Source organism: Streptomyces flavofungini, from assembly GCF_030388665.1.
Classification (GTDB): domain Bacteria; phylum Actinomycetota; class Actinomycetes; order Streptomycetales; family Streptomycetaceae; genus Streptomyces; species Streptomyces flavofungini_A.
Genome location: NZ_CP128846.1, coordinates 3,488,600 through 3,507,389, shown reverse-complemented (window position 1 = coordinate 3,507,389; position 18,790 = coordinate 3,488,600). Strand labels below are relative to the sequence as shown.

The following is an 18,790-nucleotide window of genomic DNA, read 5'->3' as shown; positions in this document are numbered from 1 at the left end:
CTTCCACCCCTAGTGTGCGAACAACTTCTGTAATTCGGCGCAAACTGCTGAAAGCAGACGGTCGTTGGGGTTACTGTCAGTTTCGTGTTCGCTGCAGAACGTCGCCAATTGATCCTCGAAATGGTGCGAGCCAACGGAGCAGTGTCGCTCCGTGAGCTCGCCCGCGTCGTCCAGACCTCCGAAGTGACCGTACGGCGGGACGTGCGCGCGCTGGAGGCAGAAGGACTCCTCGACCGCCGGCATGGCGGTGCGGTATTGCCGGGCGGATTCACGCGGGAGTCCGGCTTTCCGCAGAAATCACATCTCGCGTCCGCCGAGAAGACGGCCATCGCCGATCTCGCGGCGGGTCTCGTCGAAGAGGGCGAAGCCATCGTCGTCGGGGCGGGTACGACCACGCAGGAGCTGGCCCGACGGCTCGCGCGGGTGCCCGGCCTGACCGTCGTCACCAACTCCCTGCTGGTGGCACAGGCACTCGCCCACGCCAACCGGGTGGAAGTCGTCATGACCGGCGGCACCCTGCGCGGCTCGAACTACGCGCTGGTGGGCAGTGGCGCCGAGCAGTCCCTCCAGGGGCTCAGGGTGTCGCGGGCGTTCCTGTCGGGCAGCGGCCTGACCGCCGAACGCGGCCTGTCCACCTCCAACATGCTGTCGGCGAGCGTGGACCGCGCGCTCGTACAGGCGGCGGCGGAGGTGGTGGTCCTCGCCGACCACACCAAGCTCGGCACCGACACGATGTTCCAGACGGTGCCGACGGACGTCATCACGCGTCTGGTCACGGACGAGCCGCCCGCGCACGACGACCGCGCGGCGACCGAGTTGCAGGCACTTGCCGACCAGGGCGTGCAGATCGCGGTCGCCGGAGCCTCGGCGGGCCCCGGCCAGGCCCCCGGAGTTGACTCCGTCCCAGCGGGCCGGCAGCAGCGCAGGGACGTGCCGTTGCCGGGTCAGCGGCGGGGGCACGGGGGCCATGGCGCGGGGCCCGGCGCCGGGCCGCAGTTGCGCAGCGCGTCCGTGCTCGGGGAGCAGCCGGCCGGGGAGCGCGGGGCCAGGGTCGCCGACCTGCGGCGTCGTTAGGGGGCCCCTACGGGCTTTGCCCTGCTTGTCCGGAGGGTTCTGCCTTGAGGCCGCGTAGCGTCAGCGTCAGGAGGCGGTCCGCCAGTTGCGGGTCGTCCGGGGACTCCTCCGCTGCCAGCGCGATCGCGTTCGTCAGCTGGAGGAGGTCGTCGATCGACACGTCCTGGCGTACCGCGCCCGCCGACTGGGCGCGCTCCAGGAGGCGGGTGCCCGCCTCCCGCATCGGGCGGCTGCACCGCGCCAGTGCCGAACTGTCGTCCCGCGAGGCCGACATGAGGGCATGAGCGAGGCCGCGGTACTCACCCGCATGAGTGATGATCGCCCGTAGCCACTCCACCAGGGCCGTGCAGGGCTGCGGGGCGTCCTGGAGGGCGTGGGAGCGGGTCAGCAGGTCGCTGACCGCGTCCTCGAAGACGGCGCTCAGGAGGGCGTGGCGGGTGGGGAAGTGGCGGTACAGGGTGCCGATGCCCACGCCCGCGCGGCGGGCCACGTCCTCCAGGGAGGTGTCCGTGCCGTGCTCCGCGAACGCGGTACGGGCCTCGCTCAGGAGCCGGTGGTGGTTGCGGCGGGCGTCGGCGCGCATGGGGTCTCCTCGCGGGGGCGCCCCAGTCCCGCCCCTTTCCCGAAACCGGGGGCTGCGCCCCCGGACCCCCGCTCATCGGCGCTGCGCGCCTCGTCCTCAAACGCCGGACGGGCTGAATCTTTCAGCCCCTCCGGCGTTTGAGGAGCGGGGGTCTGGGGGCGCAGCCCCCAGTCTCGGGAAGGGGCGGGATCGGGGAGAACTCAGTCCTTGATCTCGCAGATCGCGGCGCCCGACGTCAGCGACGCCCCGACCTCCGCCTGCAGGCCCTTGACCGTACCGGAGCGGTGGGCGTTGAGGGGCTGTTCCATCTTCATGGCCTCGAGGACCACGATGAGGTCGCCCTCCTTGACCTCCTGGCCCTCCTCGACGGCGACCTTGACGATCGTGCCCTGCATGGGCGAGGCGAGGGTGTCGCCGGACGCGGCGGGCCCGGACTTCTTGGCCGCGCGGCGCTTCGGCTTGGCGCCCGCCGAGAGACCCGTACGCGCGAGGGACATGCCCATGCCGGCCGGCAGGGAGACCTCCAGGCGCTTGCCGCCGACCTCGACGACGATCGTCTCGCGGTCGCCGTCCTCGTCGTCGCCGTCGCCGCCCACAGGGGCGAACGGTGCGATGTCGTTGACGAACTCGGTCTCGATCCACCGGGTGAAGACCGTGAACGGCTCGTCGGAGCCGGTCAGTTCGGGCGCGAACGCCGGGTCGGCGACCACCTTGCGGTGGAACGGGATGGCGGTGGCCATGCCCTCGACCTCGAACTCGGCGAGGGCGCGCGCGGCCCGCTCCAGGGCCTCCTTGCGGGTGCGGCCGGTGACGATCAGCTTGGCGAGCAGGGAGTCCCAGGCCGGGCCGATGACCGAGCCGGACTCGACACCCGCGTCCAGGCGGACACCGGGACCGGACGGGGCCTCGAACTTGGTGACCGTGCCGGGCGCGGGCAGGAAGCCCCGCCCCGGGTCCTCGCCGTTGATGCGGAACTCGAAGGAGTGGCCGCGCAGCTCCGGGTCGTCGTAGCCCAGCTCCTCGCCGTCGGCGATGCGGAACATCTCGCGGACCAGGTCGATGCCCGCGACCTCTTCGGTGACCGGGTGCTCCACCTGCAGACGCGTGTTGACCTCAAGGAAGGAGATCGTGCCGTCGGCGCCGACCAGGAACTCCACGGTGCCCGCGCCGACGTAGCCGGCCTCCTTCAGGATCGCCTTCGAGGAGCTGTACAGCTCCTCCAGCTGGGCGTCCGACAGGAACGGGGCCGGGGCCTCCTCCACCAGCTTCTGGTGGCGGCGCTGCAGGGAGCAGTCACGGGTCGAGACGACGACCACGTTGCCGTGCTTGTCGGCCAGGCACTGGGTCTCCACGTGCCGCGGCTTGTCCAGGTAGCGCTCCACGAAGCACTCGCCGCGGCCGAAGGCCGCGACGGCCTCGCGCACCGCGGAGTCGTACAGCTCCGGCACCTCTTCGAGGGTGCGGGCGACCTTCAGGCCGCGGCCGCCGCCGCCGAACGCCGCCTTGATGGCGATCGGCAGGCCGTGCTCCTCGGCGAAGGCGACGACCTCGTCGGAGCCCGAGACCGGGTCCGGCGTGCCCGCGACCAGCGGGGCGCCCGCGCGCTGCGCGATGTGCCGGGCGGCGACCTTGTCGCCCAGGTCGCGGATGGCCTGCGGCGGCGGGCCGATCCAGGTCAGACCGGCATCCAGGACCGCCTGGGCGAACTCCGCGTTCTCGGAGAGGAAGCCGTAGCCCGGGTGGACCGCGTCCGCCCCGGAGTCCTTGGCCGCGGCGAGCACCTTCGCCATGTCCAGGTAGCTGGTGGCCGGAGTGTCACCGCCAAGCGCGAACGCCTCGTCAGCGGCTCGCACATGCAGTGCGTCCCGGTCGGGGTCCGCGTAGACGGCAACGCTCGCGATCCCGGCATCCCGGCACGCCCGGGCGACCCGGACAGCGATTTCGCCACGGTTGGCGATGAGCACCTTGCGCACGATGGCTCCCTCCTTGAAACAAGCCGAGTTTAGGGACTGCCGACACGGCCTTACGACCCGTCCCCAATGGTGAGCTTGCCCACACGGAGCGTGATCCGAGGCCCTGTCGATCCCCGAAATCCCTTGTCGCACCGTGGTACGCAGGGTCCTTCCCCGGCAGCGTAGCCCTCCGGTGTGGTCAAGGTCTCTGTGAGGCAGTGCTGCGGCCTGAGGTCATTCTTTGTGGAGTCCCTACGAATGGCCCAAGGTTTCTTTGCCTGCGGTCCAGCCCTTGTCCCTCGGTTTACCCGTTAGTAGCGTGCCGATGTCTCAACGTACTAGCGGTAACAGCAGCAGGCAGCGGTCGGCAGAGAGTGGGTGGGCGCCGTGGCGCGCAGACCAGTGGCGTGGGTGGGCGCGATCGCGCTCTGGGCCGAGGCGGTCGGGATTGTCCTGCTCAACTGGTTCCTGGGGCTCGTCGTCGACAAGCAGGACATGTCCATGGGCGGGCTCGACCCGCACGCGATGAGCGTGGGCGCCTGGGTCGCGGGCGGTCTCTTCGGGCTCTACCTCGCGCTGTGCGGCCTCGTCCTCGCCCGCACCGCCGCCACCGACCGCGCGCCCGGCCGCTTCGGCACGATCCTGCTGATCAGCGCCGCCGTGACGCACGGTCTGCTGGGCGCGTTCGCGATCGGCCTCGTGGGCTGGCTCGCGTTCGTCTTCATGATGGCGGTGCTCGGCCTCATCGTGCTGCCCCTCGTCGCGTACGACCGGAGGGACGCCGTGGGCGTGGACGGTGCCCCGCAGGCCGCCTGAACGGCCTTGCGCGGCTGCCCGGACGGGCCCGGGGGGGATTTCGCCCACGTCCCCCGTACGTGCCCTCGCGCGCCCCTAGTCCGCCCACAACTCCGTGATCTCGACGCCCAGTTCCCCGAGCAGGCGCCGCAGCATCGGCAGCGAGAGGCCGATGACGTTGCCGTGGTCGCCCTCGATGCCGTCGATGAACGGCGCCGAGCGGCCGTCGAGCGTGAACGCGCCCGCCACGTGCAGCGGTTCGCCGCTGGCCACGTACGCGGCGATCTCCGCGTCGGACGGCTTGCCGAAGCGGACCACCGTCGACGCGGTCGCCGCCACGTGCTCGCCGGAGAGCGTGTCGTACACGCAGTGTCCGGTCTGCAGGACGCCCGCGCGGCCCCGCATGTCCTGCCAGCGCGCGGTGGCCTCCGCGACGTCCGCGGGCTTGCCGAGGGCCCGGCCGTCCAGCTCCAGGACCGAGTCGCAGCCGACGACCAGGGCGCCCTTGGCATCCGGGCGGGCCGCGACCACCGACGCCTTCGCCTCGGCGAGTGCCTTGGCCAGCTCGGCGGGGGTCGGCGCGGTGACCGCGTCCTCGTCGACGCCGCTGACGATGACCTCGGGTGCGAGGCCCGCCTGGCGCAGCAGGCCGAGCCGGGCCGGGGACTGGGAGGCGAGGACGAGACGGCGGGGGTGATCGCTCATGCGGTCACCCTAGCGAGGGTCGCGGGGCGGCTCGGGGCGTGCCCGGGGCGAGCGTCACGGGGCGGTTCAGATCACGCCCAGGACGAGCATCGCCACCACCATCGCGAGGGCGAGCAGGACACCCGCACGGCGCATCTTCGCCTGCATGTCCCGCATGTCCTTGGGCGGGTCGTTCTCCGGGTCGGACCACAGCATGGCTCCGATGGTGCGACCGTGCCGCGGCCCGCGCCTGAGTACGCGTACTCAACTTCCCGCGCTTCCCGCCCCGCCTCCGTTCACCCGTACAACCCTCGCGCGCCGCCCGGTGTCAACCAGTCGAGGGATTCCAGGGAACGGAGCGAACCCATATGCGCGAGATGCGCAGAAGTGTCCTGACCGCGGCGGCCACGGCCGTGACGGCCACCGCGGGCCTGCTGGTCCCGCTGTCCGGCACAGCCGCGGCGGCCCCCGCCGCCCCCGCTGCCTCTGAGGCCGCCGACTTCAACGGCGACGGCTACGGAGACGTGGTGCTCGCCACCCCCAAGGCCACCGTGAACGGCGTCAAGAAGGCCGGGCACGTCGCCGTCCTCTACGGCACCGCGCGGGGCGTCGAGGGCGGCCGCAAGGCGCTGATCAGCCAGGCCTCGTCGAAGGTGCCGGGCGTCCCGGAGGCCGGGGACCAGTTCGGCGGGGCGTACGACACCGGGGACCTCGACGGCGACGGGTACACCGACCTGGTCGTCGGCGTCCCGGGCGAGAACGACGACGCCGGGCTCATGACCGTCCTGTGGGGCGGCCGGGGCGGCCTGAACAACGGCGGCCTGAGCACGGCGACGCCGCACCCCGGCCTCGACCTGCACTACGGCCGGTCCGTGGCCGTCGGCGACTTCGACGGCGACGGCAGGCAGCAGCTCGCCACGCACTCGTACTACGGCGGCGTCAGCATGTCCGGCGACGGCTTCACCCGCACCAGGGCGCCCGAGCAGCGGCGGCTGAGCATGGGCGGCGGTGACGGCTTCCGGATCGTCGAGCGCCTGGACGCCGGCGACTACGACGGTGACGGCGACGACGACCTGCTGGCCTCCGGCATCGAGAACATCGAGGGCGACGAGCTGAACGGCTGGTTCGGCCACTGGGCCGGAGGCCGTGACGGCATGACGTTCACCGACCGGCCCGCGGCGCTGCCCCCGACCCGCATCGGCCTGAAGGGTTCCGGCGACATCGACAAGGACGGCTACGCCGACGTCGTCGTCACCGACTACGACCTCGCCAAGGGCGGCGGCGTCGGCGTCTACTACGGCGGCCCCGCGGGCCCCGGCACCGGCGGCAAGACGGTCCTCGACCAGGACAGCCCGGGTGTGCCGGGCGTGGACGAGGGCGGCGACGAGTTCGGGGCGAGTGCCGCGGTCGGTGACGTCGACGGCGACGGTTACGCGGACGTAGCGGTCGGCGCGCCCGCCGAGGACGTGGACGGCCGCGTCGCGACCGGCGCCGTCACCCTCCTCAAGGGCTCCGCGTCCGGCCTCACCGGCGCGGGCGCGCAGGCCCTGAACCAGAGCACGGCGGGCGTGCCCGGCGCCGCCGAGGACGACGACCGCTTCGGCTCCGCCGTCCGCGTGCAGGACACCGACGGCGACGGCCGGGCCGAGGTCGTCGTCGCGGCGGCCGACGAGGACGTGTTCGCCGGGGCGCGCTGGTCCGACGGCTCGGACTGGGTGCTGCGCGGGTCCTCGGCCGGGGTCACGACGACCGGGGCGTACGCGCTCAGCGAGAAGGCGTTCGGCCTCACCTACCAGAACAAGAGCTTCGGGTCGGTGCTCGGGAGCTGATCCGGGGGCGGATCGTGGGGCGCGCACGGATCGCGCGCGCCCCACGGGCACCTCGGGTCACCCCGGCCAGTACGTGCGGCTCCACGCCGCCGCGCCCGGAGCGGGCAGCCGCTCGCGGGCCACCCGCGCCGGGTCCGCCCAGGCGGCCGGGACCGGGGGCGCGCCGGACGGCGCGTGCGCTGCCGCCGCGGCGCGCGCCTGGACCACCGCCAGGGCGGCGGCCAGCTCCTCAGGGGTGGGATTGCCCCGTACGACCTTGATCACAGTGGCTCCCTTCGGGGACGAAGCGGGCGAAGCGGGTGAATCGGGCTAAGCGGGTGAGCGGGCGGCGCTGGTGAAGTGGTCGGCGCGGGCTACAGCGGGATGTTGCCGTGCTTCTTCGGAGGCAGGGATTCCCGCTTCGTCCGCAGCTGACGCAGGCCCCGGACGAGGTGCGAGCGGGTCTCGGACGGCAGGATCACGGCGTCGATGTAGCCGCGCTCGGCCGCCGTGTACGGGTTCAGGAGCGCGTCCTCGTACTCCTGGATCAGGCGGGCCCGGGTGGCCTCCTGGGCCTCGGGCTCGGCCGCCGCGATCGTGCGGCGGTGCAGGATGTTCACCGCGCCCTGCGCGCCCATCACCGCGATCTGCGCCGTCGGCCAGGCCAGGTTCAGATCGGCGCCCAGGTGCTTGGAGCCCATCACGTCGTACGCCCCGCCGAACGCCTTGCGTGTGATGACGGTGATGAGGGGGACCGTGGCCTCGGCGTAGGCGTAGATGAGCTTGGCGCCGCGGCGGATGATGCCCGTGTGCTCCTGGTCCACGCCCGGCAGGAAGCCCGGCACGTCCACGAAGGTGATCACGGGCACGTTGAACGCGTCGCAGGTGCGCACGAACCGCGCCGCCTTCTCGGACGCGTCGATGTCCAGACAGCCCGCGAACTGCATCGGCTGGTTGGCGACCAGGCCCACCGGGTGGCCCTCGACGCGGCCGAAGCCCGTGATGATGTTCGGCGCGAACAACGGCTGGGTCTCGAAGAACTCGGCGTCGTCCAGGACGTGTTCGAGGACCGTGTGCATGTCGTACGGCTGGTTCGCGCTGTCCGGCACGAGCGTGTCCAGCTCGCGGTCCTCGTCGGACGGTTCGAGGTCCGCCTCCTCGGGGAAGGCCGGGGGCTCGGTCAGGTTGTTCGACGGCAGGTACGACAGGAGCGACTTCACGTACTCGATGGCGTCCTTCTCGTCACCCGCCATGTGGTGCGCCACGCCCGAGGTCGCGTTGTGCGTGCGGGCGCCGCCCAGCTCCTCGAAGCCGACGTCCTCACCGGTGACCGTCTTGATGACGTCCGGGCCCGTGATGAACATGTGCGACGTCTGGTCGACCATGACCGTGAAGTCCGTGATCGCGGGGGAGTACACCGCGCCGCCCGCGCACGGGCCGACCACGAGGCTGATCTGCGGGATCACACCGGAGGCGTGGGTGTTCCTGCGGAAGATCTCCCCGTACATCCCGAGCGCCATCACGCCCTCCTGGATGCGGGCGCCGCCCGAGTCGTTGATGCCGACCACCGGACAGCCCGTCTTCAGGGCGAAGTCCATCACCTTCACGATCTTCTGGCCGAAGACCTCGCCGAGCGCGCCGCCGAACACAGTGAAGTCCTGCGAGAACACCGCCACCGGGCGGCCGTCCACCGTGCCGTATCCGGTCACCACCCCGTCGCCGTACGGCCGGTTGGCCTCCAGGCCGAAGTTCGTGGAGCGGTGCCGCGCGAACTCGTCCAGCTCGACGAACGAACCCTCGTCCAGAAGAAGTTCGACCCGCTCGCGCGCGGTCAGCTTCCCCTTCGCGTGCTGCTTCTCGACCGCCCGCGCGGAACCCGCGTGCTTCGCCTCGTCGATGCGGCGCCGCAGATCGGCGAGCTTGCCCGCCGTCGTGTGGATGTCGATCTCAGTGTCGGGCGTTTCGGCCCTGGTGGGCTCTTGCGGCTCGGACATCGGGTCGCGGCTCCCTGCCTGCTCAATGGGGACTGGGGCGGGTGACGGTCGTGCGCTGGTGGCACTCTGTGCCAGCTGGCTACTGCCCCGTAGCGTATCGGCGCGCATACGCCTGTGCAGTGCGGCGTTTACCACACCTAGGGTGGCTTGCATGACGCCGCCGAATGACGCAAACGACCCCCCGAGCCGCTGGTCCGACCTGGATCGGCCGCCCCTCTCCGCCGCCGCGCTGCGCCGCGCCCTCGTCCGCGAGGGCGGCCTGTGGACGTCCCTCGACGTCGTCGCCACCACCGGCTCCACCAACACCGACCTCGCCGCCCGCGCCGACGAACTGCCCGAGGGCGCCGTCCTCGTCGCCGAGGAGCAGAGCGCGGGGCGCGGGCGCCTCGACCGGCGCTGGAGCGCGCCCCCGCGCTCCGGCCTGTTCTTCTCCGTCCTGCTCAAGCCGGACGACGTACCGGTGGAGCGGTGGGGGTGGCTCCCCCTCCTCACCGGCGTCGCCGTCGCCACGGGCATCGCCCGCGCCGCCGGGGTCGACACCGCCCTGAAGTGGCCCAACGACCTTCTTGTCGCTGTCGACGGCGAGGAGCGCAAGGCCGGCGGCATCCTCGCGGAGCGCGCCGGATCCGTCGGCGGCGGCGGGATCGTCGTCGGTGTCGGCGTCAACGTCTCCCTGCGCGCCGACGAACTGCCCGTGCCCGGGGCCGGGTCCCTCGCCCTCGCCGGGGCGGCGGGCACCGACCGCGATCCGGTGCTGCGGGCCGTGCTGCGCGAGGTGGAGAACTGGTACGGGAAGTGGCGGGCGGCGGGCGGCGACCCGGCGTCGACGCGCCTGCAGGAGGCGTACGCGGCCGGATGCGCCACGCTCGGCCGCAGGGTCCGCGCCGAACTGCCCGGCGGGCGCGACGTCACGGGCGAGGCCGTGGCCGTAGACGGCGACGGGCGGCTCGTCCTCGCCACGGAGGACGGGGTGCGGGAGCCGGTGGGGGCGGGGGACGTGGTGCATCTGCGGCCCGCGGGGGAGGGCTGAGAGGGGCCCCGACACCCGCGGTCGCGGTCCCGCGCGGGTGCCCCGCCGGCATCGGGCGACCCGGCACGCCGGAGTCGGGAGTGAGCTGCGGCACACCTGCCGTAAAGTTGGCGCCGGTCGATATCTGACCACGGCAGATCGGAAGGGCAGCAGGCGTGACCGTCGACGACACCGGCTCCGGCCAGGGCACACCCCCCGGCCCCGACGGTGACCCCCGCCCGGCGGAATCGGCCTACCCGCAACGCGACCCGAGCGGCGCGGCCGACGAGGGCTCCGCCGCCCCCGCGGACGACGAGAAGCCGGACGAACCGGACCTCGCCGGGAGCGGACCCGGCAGCGGCGTGCGCGGCCTGAACGGCACGGGGGGCCTGAACGGCACGGGCGGCCCGGACCGCGCGGGCAGTGTGGACAGCACCGACGGCGGCGACGGTGCCGACAAGGACCCGCTCGCGCTCCGCCTCGAACAGCTCATCCTCGGCGCCGACCGCCGCTACACCCCGTTCCAGGCGGCCCGCAGCGCCGGTGTCTCCATGGAGCTGGCCTCGCGCTTCTGGCGCGCCATGGGCTTCCCGGACATCGGCCAGGCCAAGGCCCTGACCGAGGCCGACGTGCTCGCGCTGCGGCGGCTCGCCGGTCTGGTGGAGGCGGGGCTGCTCAGCGAGGCCATGGCCGTCCAGGTGGCGCGCTCCACCGGGCAGACCACCGCCCGCCTGGCCGAATGGCAGATCGACTCCTTCCTGGAGGGCCTGACGGAGCCCCCCGAGCCGGGCATGACCCGCACCGAGGTCACGTACCCCCTGGTGGAGCTGCTCCTGCCGGAGCTGGAGGAGTTCCTGGTGTACGTGTGGCGGCGCCAGCTCGCCGCCGCCACCGGGCGCGTCGTGCAGGCCGCCGACGACGAGGAGATGGTCGACCGGCGGCTCGCCGTCGGGTTCGCCGACCTGGTCGGCTTCACGCGGCTCACCCGGCGCATGGAGGAGGAGGAACTGGGCGAGCTGGTCGAGGCGTTCGAGACCACCGCCGCCGACCTGGTCGCCGCGCACGGCGGGCGGCTCATCAAGACCCTCGGCGACGAGGTCCTGTACGCCGCCGACGACGCGGGCACCGCCGCGGAGATCGCGCTGCGCCTCATCGAGACCATGGCCAACGACGAGACCATGCCCGAGCTGCGCGTCGGCATCGCCTTCGGCACCGTCACCACGCGCATGGGCGACGTCTTCGGCACCACCGTGAACCTCGCGTCCCGGCTCACCTCGATAGCGCCCCGCGACGCCGTGCTCGTCGACGGCGCGCTCGCCGAGGAACTGGTGCGCACCGGCGACGCGCCCGCCTCCGAGACGGAGGCCGCCGCCCTGGCCGAGAAGGCCGAGAAGGAGGGCGAGGAGCCGCCCGGCTACCGCTTCGCCCTGCAGCCCATGTGGCAGCGGCCGGTCCGCGGGCTCGGCATCGTCGAGCCCTGGCTGCTCGCCCGCCGCGGCTGACCCGCGCCCGGTGCCGGGTACCCAACGGGCCCGACGGCTGACATGATCGCCGGGTAACGGTCGTTAACCGTCAGGTGGAGGGGTCATGGGCGAGCGTCGGTTCGGGGAGTTCGTGGAGGTCCGGCGGCACGGGTACGTGGCCGAGCTCGCGCTGGACCGGCCGAAGGCCATGAACGCCGTGTCCAGCGCCATGGCCCGGTCGATCGGCGAGGCCTGCGCGGCGCTCGCCGCGGACCCGGACGCGCGCGTCGTGGTGCTCACCTCCACCCACGAGCGCGCCTTCTGCGTCGGCGCCGACCTCAAGGAGCGGAACTCCTTCTCCGACGCCGAGTTGGTGCGCCAGCGGCCCGTCGCCCGCGCCGCCTACACCGGCGTCCTGGAGCTGCCGATGCCGACCGTCGCCGCCGTGCACGGCTTCGCGCTCGGCGGCGGCTTCGAGCTCGCCCTGTCCTGCGACATCATCGTCGCCGACCCCACCGCCGTCGTCGGCCTTCCCGAGGTGTCCGTCGGCGTGATCCCCGGTGGCGGCGGTACGCAACTCCTGCCCCGGCGCGTGGGGGCGGCGCGGGCCGCCGAGCTGATCTTCTCCGCGCGGCGCGTGGAGGCCGCCGAGGCCAAGGAGTTGGGCCTCGTCGACCTCGTCGCCGGGGCGGGCGAGGACCGCGACGAGGCCCTCGCCCTCGCGGCCCGCATCGCGGCCAACTCCCCCGTCGGCCTCCGCGCCGCCAAGCGCGCCCTGCGCCTCGGCCACGGCCTCGACCTCCGGGCCGGCCTGGAGGTCGAGGACGCGGCCTGGCGCTCGGTGGCGTTCTCCGGGGACCGGGCGGAGGGCGTGGCCGCGTTCAACGAGAAGCGGAAGCCGGAGTGGCCCGGGGAGTAGGCGGGCGAGGGCGCCCTCGGGGGGTGGGGGGCGGGTGCTGTGGGGCTGCTCGGCGTGCCGTCCGGGGGCGCTGGCCTGGCTGGTGCGGGGTGCGGGGTGCGGGGTGCCGGGCCGCTGCAGCCGTCCCGCCGCTACCGCGGCGGGTTTTCCCCGCCCGCCCGCCCGTGATCGTGGGGCCAGTCGCACTGTCCGGGTGCGCCGCCTCGGGCGGGTGTGGGGGCGCGGGGTGCCGGGCCGCTGCAGCCGTCCCGCCGCTACCGCGGCGGGTTTCCCACCCACCCGCCCGGCACCCTGGGGCCAGTCGCACTGGGGGCGGGATGGGGCGTGCGGGGTGTGCTGGGGCGGGCAGGGTCGCACTGGGCGTGCTGGGCGTGCTGGGCGGGCCGGGCGCACTGGGCGTGCTGGGGCAGGCTGCGTCGCACCGGGCTGCTGGGCGTGCGGGGCCGCACCGGGGCGTGCTGGGCCGTACTGGGCGGGCTGATGCGGTGGGCTGCGCCGGGCGTGCTGGGCCGCATTGGACGGGCTGATGTGCTCCCTGGGTGTGGTGGGCCGCACCCGGGCGTGCTGGGCCGTACTGGGAAGGCTGGCGTGCCGGACCGCGCCGGGCGCCCCGCTGACGAGTGCGGACGGTCGGCCCGCCCCCCCCGGGGCGGATGTGCCATTTTATTCGCCGGATCTCTCTATGCGTGAAATGTCCGTAACCTGGAGCAATGGGTGAGGACATTCGGCTGCGTGCCGTAGTGGCCCTGGCGCAGGGCATGGCCGCCGCGCACACTCCGCGTGAGTCCTGGCGGGCCGCCGCCCAGGGCGCGCTGCTCGCCCTGGGCGGGAGCTTCGCCGCGCTGTCCGTCTGGGAGCGGGAGCGCGGTCGGCTGCGGGTGCTCGCCAACGTCGGCGAACGCGCCCCGGGGGAGGAGGAGTTCCCCGATGGTGAGGCCTACCCCGTGCACCAGTTCCCGGAGATCACCGAGTTCCTGCACGAGCGGTGGGCCGGGGGCGGTGAGCCGCACGCGTGGGTGGAGACGGCGGGTGGGCCCGGGGACCGGGAGCGTGCCGGTTACTGCCACCAGCGGGTGGCCGCGCTGCGCAGGCGCGGGCGCGGGTGCTGTGTGGTCGCGCCGGTCGTGCTGCACGGGCGGGCCTGGGGCGAGCTGTATGTGGCCCGGCCCGTCGGGGAGCACGTCTTCGAGCGGGGCGACGCGGACTTCGCCTCCGTGCTCGCGGCTGTCGTCGCCGCCGGGATCGCCCAGACCGAGCGCCTCGAGGAGGCGCGGCGGCTGGCCTTCACGGACTCCCTGACCGGGCTCGCCAACCGGCGCGCGGTCGATCTGCGGCTCGACGAGGCCGTCGAGCGGCACCGGGCCGAGGGGGCGGTGGTGAGCCTCGTCGTGTGCGACCTGAACGGGCTCAAGCGAGTCAACGACACCCTCGGGCACGCGGTGGGGGACCGGCTGCTGGAACGGTTCGGGTCGGTGTTGTCGCTGTGCGGGGCGATGTTGCCGGGGGCGCTGGCCGCGCGGCTCGGCGGGGACGAGTTCTGTCTGCTCTCGGTGGGGCCGTCGGCGGACGAGGTGGTGCGGGTCGCCGACGAACTGTGCGTGCGGGCGGACGAGTTGGAGCTCGGGGACGGGGTCGCCTGCGGCGTGGCGTCGACCGGGGACCCGATCGGGGCGGTGCGGTCGGCTCGGCGCCTGTTCCGCCTCGCGGACGCGGCCCAGTACCGGGCGAAGGCCGCGGGGGCGGCCAAGCCGGTGGTGGCGGGGCGGGAGGGCGCTGCGGGCGGCGAGGACGCGGTGATCACCCTCGCCGATTCGGCCCGGCCCGCGGGAGCGGGCGCGGCCGAGCGGCGACGCTTCCGCGGGAGGTAGGCGGGGGCGCTCTGGCCGGCACGGGGCCCAGCTGCCCACAGCGGGGGGCTGGCGACGCGTAGCTGCCGAAGGCCGGGCTGGGCACTGACGGGCTGCAGCCGCCGAGCGACTGGTCGTGGCACTGGCGGCCGGCAGCCTGCCGTGGGCTGGAAACGGGCGGGCGGGCAGCTGGGGGCCTCGCCGCGGAGCGGCGGAACGACGGACGGCCCGCAGTCGCCGAGGGACCGGCTGTGGCACTGGCGGCCAGGGGGCGGCGGCCGACTGGAAACGGGTGGGCGGGTGGGGGATCTCGCCGCGGAGCGGCGATAGAACGGACGGCCCGCAGCCGCCGACGGACCGGCCGTGCCACTGGCGGCCAGGGGCCCGCGGCCGACTGGAAACGGGCGGGCGGGTGGGGACACCCCGCCGCGGAGCGGGCGGGGACAGCCGGAGCAGACGGACTCGTGACACGAGGCGATTCAGTGCGTAGGCTCCCTGAATATGGATATGCAGACCGTGGTGCTGGGAACCACCGGCACAACCGCAGAGGACGTCGTAGCCGTCGCACGCCACAACGCACGCGTCGAACTCGGCGAGGACGCCGTCACCGCCCTCGCCGCGGCCCGCGAGATCGTGGACGCGCTCGCGGCCAAGCCGGACCCCGTCTACGGCGTCAGCACCGGCTTCGGCGCCCTCGCCACCCGGCACATCGGCCCGGACCTCCGCGCCCAGCTGCAGCGAAACATCGTCCGCTCGCACGCGGCCGGCATGGGCCCGCGGGTGGAGCGCGAGGTCGTGCGCGCGCTGATGTTCCTGCGCCTGAAGACGGTCTGCTCGGGCCACACCGGCGTCCGCCCCGAGGTCGCGCAGACCATGGCCGACATCCTGAACGCCGGCATCACCCCGGTCGTCCACGAGTACGGCTCCCTCGGCTGCTCCGGCGACCTCGCCCCGCTCAGCCACTGTGCCCTGACCCTGATGGGCGAGGGCGAGGCCGAGGGCCCGGACGGAGAGCTGAAGCCCGCGGGCGAACTGCTCGCCGCGCACGGCATCACCCCCGTCGAACTGCGTGAGAAGGAAGGCCTCGCCCTCCTCAACGGCACCGACGGCATGCTCGGCATGCTGGTCATGGCCCTCGCCGACCTCGACACGCTGTACAAGTCCGCCGACGTCACCGCCGCCCTCAGCCTGGAGGCGCTGCTCGGCACCGACAAGGTCCTCGCCCCCGAGCTGCACGCCATTCGCCCGCACCCGGGCCAGTCCGCGTCGGCCGCCAACATGCTGGCAGTCCTCGCCAGTTCGGGCCTGACGGGCCATCACCAGGACGACGCGCCCCGCGTGCAGGACGCGTACTCGGTGCGTTGCGCCCCGCAGGTCGCGGGCGCGGGCCGGGACACCCTCGCGCACGCCCGTACGGTCGCCGAGCGCGAGCTGGCGTCCGCCGTCGACAACCCCGTGGTGCTGCCTGGGGGCACCTCCCAGGCTTTCGGCACTGGGGGAGGTCGTGTCGAGTCCAACGGCAATTTCCACGGCGCCCCCGTGGCGTACGTCCTGGACTTCCTCGCCATCGCCGCCGCCGACCTCGGCTCGATCGCCGAGCGCCGCACCGACCGGCTGCTCGACAAGAACCGCAGCCACGGCCTGCCGCCGTTCCTCGCGGACGACGCGGGCGTCGACTCGGGCCTGATGATCGCCCAGTACACGCAGGCGGCTCTGGTGAGCGAGATGAAGCGGCTCGCCGTCCCGGCCTCCGTCGACTCCATCCCGTCCTCGGCGATGCAGGAGGACCACGTCTCCATGGGCTGGTCGGCCGCGCGCAAGCTGCGTACGGCCGTGGCCAACCTCAACCGGATCATCGCCGTGGAGCTGTACGCCGCCACCCGCGCGATCGAGCTGCGCACGGGCCTGACCCCCGCCCCCGCCAGCCGCGCCGCCATCGAGGCCGTCCGCAAGGCGGGCGTAGAGGGCCCGGGACCCGACCGCTTCCTGGCCCCGGACCTGGAGGCCGCCGACACCTTCGTCCGCGAGGGGCGGCTCGTCGCGGCCGTGGAGCAGGTGACGGGACCGCTGGCCTGACCTCAGGACGACGCGCTGACGACGCGTGGCCCCGGCTCCGGACGAACCGGAGCCGGGGCCACGCGCGTACGCGCTCAGCAGAGCCAGCGGACCCAGCAGACTCGACAAGCCCAGCAAGCCCAGCAAGCCCAGCAAGCCCAGCAAGCCCAGCAAGCCCAGCAAGCCCAGCAAGCCCAACAAGCCCAACAAGCCCACCAAGCCCGGCAAGGGCCAGGCGAGGGCTCAGCCCGCCCTCAGAACATCTCCGCCCGCTCCCGGCGCACCGAGTACAGGACGAACCCCGCCCCCAGGCCCAGGAAGGCCGTGCCCCCGGCCACGTACGGAGTCGTGTCGATGCCGCCGGATTCGGCCAGGCGGCCGTCGGCGTGGGCTGTCTCGTGTGTCGAGCTCGTCGAGTGGCGCGGGAGGTCGCCGGGCGTGCCCGGCGAGGCGGTCGCCTTCGCGGAGGGGACGAACCACAGGGCGCCGAGCAGGGCCCCGGCTGCGGCTGCGGTCAGCAGCGGTCGACGTGCGATCACGGGAAACGGATCCCCCTTGTGGAGCTGGCGAATTGGCCGTCTGGGGCGATGCTAGTGAAAGGCGCGGGTCGCGGGAAAGCCACGACGGTCACGGGCCGTACGCTCCGGCGTATGAGTACGGACGAGACATCACGCTTTGTGCGACTGCGCGTCGAATTGGTGGTCGAGGTGGACGGTCCCGAGGACCTGCGCTCCACCGCGCTCGGGCGCATCGCCCAGGACGCGTACATGCCGGACGACGAGCGGGCGCATGCCCAGGCCGCCGTGAAGGAGGACGACGCGGAGGCGCTCGCCTACCTCGTGGACCCCGTCGACCTCCTGGGGAACGTCCCCGGCGTGGAGCTGACCCAGGCCTCGTGGAGCAGCGAGGTGATCGACTACGACCCCGATTCGCCGGAATGGGACCCGGACGAGCATGATGACGCCGAGGACGGCGACGAGCCGTAGCCGCGGCGGGCGGACAGCGCCCCGGGAAGCTTCTTCTGAAACTGGGAGCCCCGGGCGGCAACCGCCGCCCGGGGCTCAGTCGTCTCTTGGACGCACGGCCGTCCCGGCCCCGCCGCTGACGTGGTGTTCACCACATCTTCGGCAGAAATGGAACGGGATGCACCGGGCAAGGCGTTAGGCGGGGTCACGGGGGGACCCGCGGGGTCTTGGGGATTCGGCGACGATGGAGAAGCGTGTAATGACGGACAGTAAGCGGCGCAGGGGTCTGATGGCCGTGTCCGCCCTGGTCGGCGGGGTGCTTGTGCTCTCCGCCTGTAGCGACGACGGCGGCGACAAGAGCGGCTCGGGCAGCGGCAAGAAGTCGCAGAACCAGGTCGACGAGGCGGCGGCCGAGAAGACCTCGGACGCCAAGATCGAGATCGCGCCGAAGAACGGCTCCGACAACGCGGGCATCAACAAGGACGCCAAGGTCACCGTGAGCGACGGCACGCTCACGAGTGTCGTCATGAAGGCCGAGGGCGGCGCCGCGGTCGAGGGCGACATGTCCGCGGACAAGAAGAGCTGGAAGCCCAGCGGCCAGCTGGAGCGCGCCACCACCTACAAGATCGCGGTGACGGCGAAGGACTCCGAGGGCCGCAAGGCGCACGAGAACTCCTCGTTCACCACCGTCTCGAAGTCCAACAGCTTCATCGGCAGCTTCACCCCGGAGGACGGCTCGACGGTCGGCGTGGGCATGCCGGTGTCGATCAACTTCGACAAGGCGATCACGAACAAGAAGGCCGTGCAGTCGCGCATCGAGGTGTCGTCCACCAGCGGCCAGGAGGTCGTGGGCCACTGGTTCGGGGCCAACCGCCTCGACTTCCGCCCCCAGGACTACTGGAAGGGCAACTCCACGGTCACCCTGAAGCTGAAGCTCGACGGCGTCGAGGGCTCCGACGGGGTCTACGGCGTCCAGCAGAAGACCGTCACGTTCAAGATCGGCCGCAACCAGATCTCGGTCGTCGACGCCAAGACCAAGCAGATGAAGATCATGCGGGACGGCAAGGTCATCAAGACCATCCCGATCTCCGCGGGCTCGCCGGAGAACAAGACGTACAACGGCAAGATGGTGATCTCCGAGAAGTTCAAGGAGACCCGGATGAACGGCGCCACCGTCGGCTTCACGGACAACGACGGCAAGGGCGAGTACGACATCAAGGACGTGCCGCACGCCATGCGCCTGTCCTCCTCCGGCACCTTCATCCACGGCAACTACTGGGGCTCGCCGTCGATCTTCGGCAACGTGAACACCAGCCACGGCTGCATCGGTCTGCAGGACGCCAAGGGCGCGGGCGACAAGTCGAAGCCCGGCGCCTGGTTCTTCGAGAACTCGATCACCGGTGACGTCGTCGACGTCCGCAACACCGGCGACAAGACCATCGCCCCGGACAACGGTCTCAATGGCTGGAACATGAGCTGGGCGCAGTGGAAGGCAGGCTCCGCCGTCTGACCGGCGCACACCCGCCGAACCGCGCGCAGTGGCCCGCACCCCACCGGGGTGCGGGCCACCGTCGTGTCCACGGGCCCGCCGTCGTGTCCACGGGCCCGCCGTCGTCTCCGCGGCATGGCCCTCGTGTCCGTG

17 protein-coding genes are annotated in these 18,790 nt (G+C 72.9%); 10 read left to right on the top strand and 7 right to left on the bottom strand.

Features of this window, described 5'->3' with window-relative positions; genetic code table 11:
- Nucleotides 1-84: 84 nt before the first annotated feature.
- Complete coding sequence (locus QUY26_RS14110) at nt 85-1,074, top strand: DeoR/GlpR family DNA-binding transcription regulator (protein WP_289946553.1); 990 nt, start codon at nt 85-87, stop codon at nt 1,072-1,074.
- 7 nt (nt 1,075-1,081) lie between these two features.
- Here the strand turns inward: QUY26_RS14110 and QUY26_RS14105 are convergent, their stop codons facing one another.
- Nucleotides 1,082-1,657: a TetR/AcrR family transcriptional regulator gene (locus tag QUY26_RS14105; RefSeq protein WP_289946551.1), complete on the bottom strand. Its 576-nt coding sequence runs from the start codon at nt 1,655-1,657 to the stop codon at nt 1,082-1,084.
- A 200-nt stretch (nt 1,658-1,857) separates the two neighbouring features.
- Entirely contained in the window at nt 1,858-3,630 is a 1,773-nt protein-coding gene (locus tag QUY26_RS14100) for an acetyl/propionyl/methylcrotonyl-CoA carboxylase subunit alpha (protein ID WP_289946549.1), read from the bottom strand.
- Nucleotides 3,631-3,996: 366 nt separating this feature from the next.
- Here QUY26_RS14100 and QUY26_RS14095 point away from each other — a divergent pair, with 366 nt between their 5' ends.
- Nucleotides 3,997-4,425 (top strand): hypothetical protein, encoded by a 429-nt coding sequence (locus QUY26_RS14095; RefSeq protein WP_289946548.1) that lies wholly within the window; start codon nt 3,997-3,999, stop codon nt 4,423-4,425.
- Nucleotides 4,426-4,500: 75 nt separating this feature from the next.
- On the opposite strand, the gene QUY26_RS14090 is transcribed toward QUY26_RS14095, so the two are convergent.
- Complete coding sequence (locus QUY26_RS14090) at nt 4,501-5,109, bottom strand: Maf family protein (RefSeq protein WP_289946546.1); 609 nt, start codon at nt 5,107-5,109, stop codon at nt 4,501-4,503.
- Between the two features lie 66 nt (nt 5,110-5,175).
- Complete coding sequence (mmpB, locus tag QUY26_RS14085; RefSeq protein WP_087887828.1) at nt 5,176-5,304, bottom strand: morphogenic membrane protein MmpB; 129 nt, start codon at nt 5,302-5,304, stop codon at nt 5,176-5,178.
- A 152-nt stretch (nt 5,305-5,456) separates the two neighbouring features.
- Between mmpB and QUY26_RS14080 the strand changes: the two genes are divergently transcribed.
- A complete protein-coding gene (locus tag QUY26_RS14080; RefSeq protein ID WP_289946544.1) occupies nt 5,457-6,917 on the top strand; it encodes an FG-GAP repeat protein in 1,461 nt (486 codons plus the stop codon).
- Nucleotides 6,918-6,974: 57 nt separating this feature from the next.
- Here the strand turns inward: QUY26_RS14080 and QUY26_RS14075 are convergent, their stop codons facing one another.
- Together QUY26_RS14075 and QUY26_RS14070 are read right to left on the bottom strand one after the other, a co-directional pair.
- Nucleotides 6,975-7,181, bottom strand: coding sequence for an acyl-CoA carboxylase epsilon subunit (locus tag QUY26_RS14075; RefSeq protein WP_289946543.1), 207 nt, complete (start codon nt 7,179-7,181; stop codon nt 6,975-6,977).
- An 89-nt stretch (nt 7,182-7,270) separates the two neighbouring features.
- Nucleotides 7,271-8,890 carry an acyl-CoA carboxylase subunit beta gene (locus QUY26_RS14070; RefSeq protein WP_289946541.1) on the bottom strand — a complete coding sequence of 540 codons (1,620 nt, stop codon included), beginning with the start codon at nt 8,888-8,890 and terminating at the stop codon, nt 7,271-7,273.
- A gap of 151 nt (nt 8,891-9,041) precedes the next feature.
- Between QUY26_RS14070 and QUY26_RS14065 the strand changes: the two genes are divergently transcribed.
- The 5 genes from QUY26_RS14065 (at nt 9,042) to hutH (ending at nt 16,204) form a co-directional block, all read left to right on the top strand.
- Nucleotides 9,042-9,920, top strand: a complete 879-nt coding sequence (locus QUY26_RS14065; RefSeq protein ID WP_289946539.1) for a biotin--[acetyl-CoA-carboxylase] ligase — start codon at nt 9,042-9,044, stop codon at nt 9,918-9,920.
- Nucleotides 9,921-10,075: 155 nt separating this feature from the next.
- Nucleotides 10,076-11,401: an adenylate/guanylate cyclase domain-containing protein gene (locus tag QUY26_RS14060; protein WP_289946537.1), complete on the top strand. Its 1,326-nt coding sequence runs from the start codon at nt 10,076-10,078 to the stop codon at nt 11,399-11,401.
- A gap of 85 nt (nt 11,402-11,486) precedes the next feature.
- Nucleotides 11,487-12,281: an enoyl-CoA hydratase/isomerase family protein gene (locus QUY26_RS14055; RefSeq protein ID WP_289946535.1), complete on the top strand. Its 795-nt coding sequence runs from the start codon at nt 11,487-11,489 to the stop codon at nt 12,279-12,281.
- A 710-nt stretch (nt 12,282-12,991) separates the two neighbouring features.
- A complete protein-coding gene (locus tag QUY26_RS14050; protein WP_289946533.1) occupies nt 12,992-14,149 on the top strand; it encodes a GGDEF domain-containing protein in 1,158 nt (385 codons plus the stop codon).
- Between the two features lie 486 nt (nt 14,150-14,635).
- Entirely contained in the window at nt 14,636-16,204 is a 1,569-nt protein-coding gene (hutH, locus tag QUY26_RS14045) for a histidine ammonia-lyase (RefSeq protein WP_289955701.1), read from the top strand.
- Nucleotides 16,205-16,437: 233 nt separating this feature from the next.
- Here the strand turns inward: hutH and QUY26_RS14040 are convergent, their stop codons facing one another.
- Nucleotides 16,438-16,704 carry a hypothetical protein gene (locus QUY26_RS14040; RefSeq protein WP_436840505.1) on the bottom strand — a complete coding sequence of 89 codons (267 nt, stop codon included), beginning with the start codon at nt 16,702-16,704 and terminating at the stop codon, nt 16,438-16,440.
- Between the two features lie 129 nt (nt 16,705-16,833).
- Between QUY26_RS14040 and QUY26_RS14035 the strand changes: the two genes are divergently transcribed.
- Nucleotides 16,834-17,169 carry a hypothetical protein gene (locus tag QUY26_RS14035; RefSeq protein ID WP_289946529.1) on the top strand — a complete coding sequence of 112 codons (336 nt, stop codon included), beginning with the start codon at nt 16,834-16,836 and terminating at the stop codon, nt 17,167-17,169.
- Between the two features lie 238 nt (nt 17,170-17,407).
- A complete protein-coding gene (locus QUY26_RS14030) occupies nt 17,408-18,658 on the top strand; it encodes a L,D-transpeptidase (RefSeq protein ID WP_289946525.1) in 1,251 nt (416 codons plus the stop codon).
- Nucleotides 18,659-18,790: the final 132 nt, after the last annotated feature.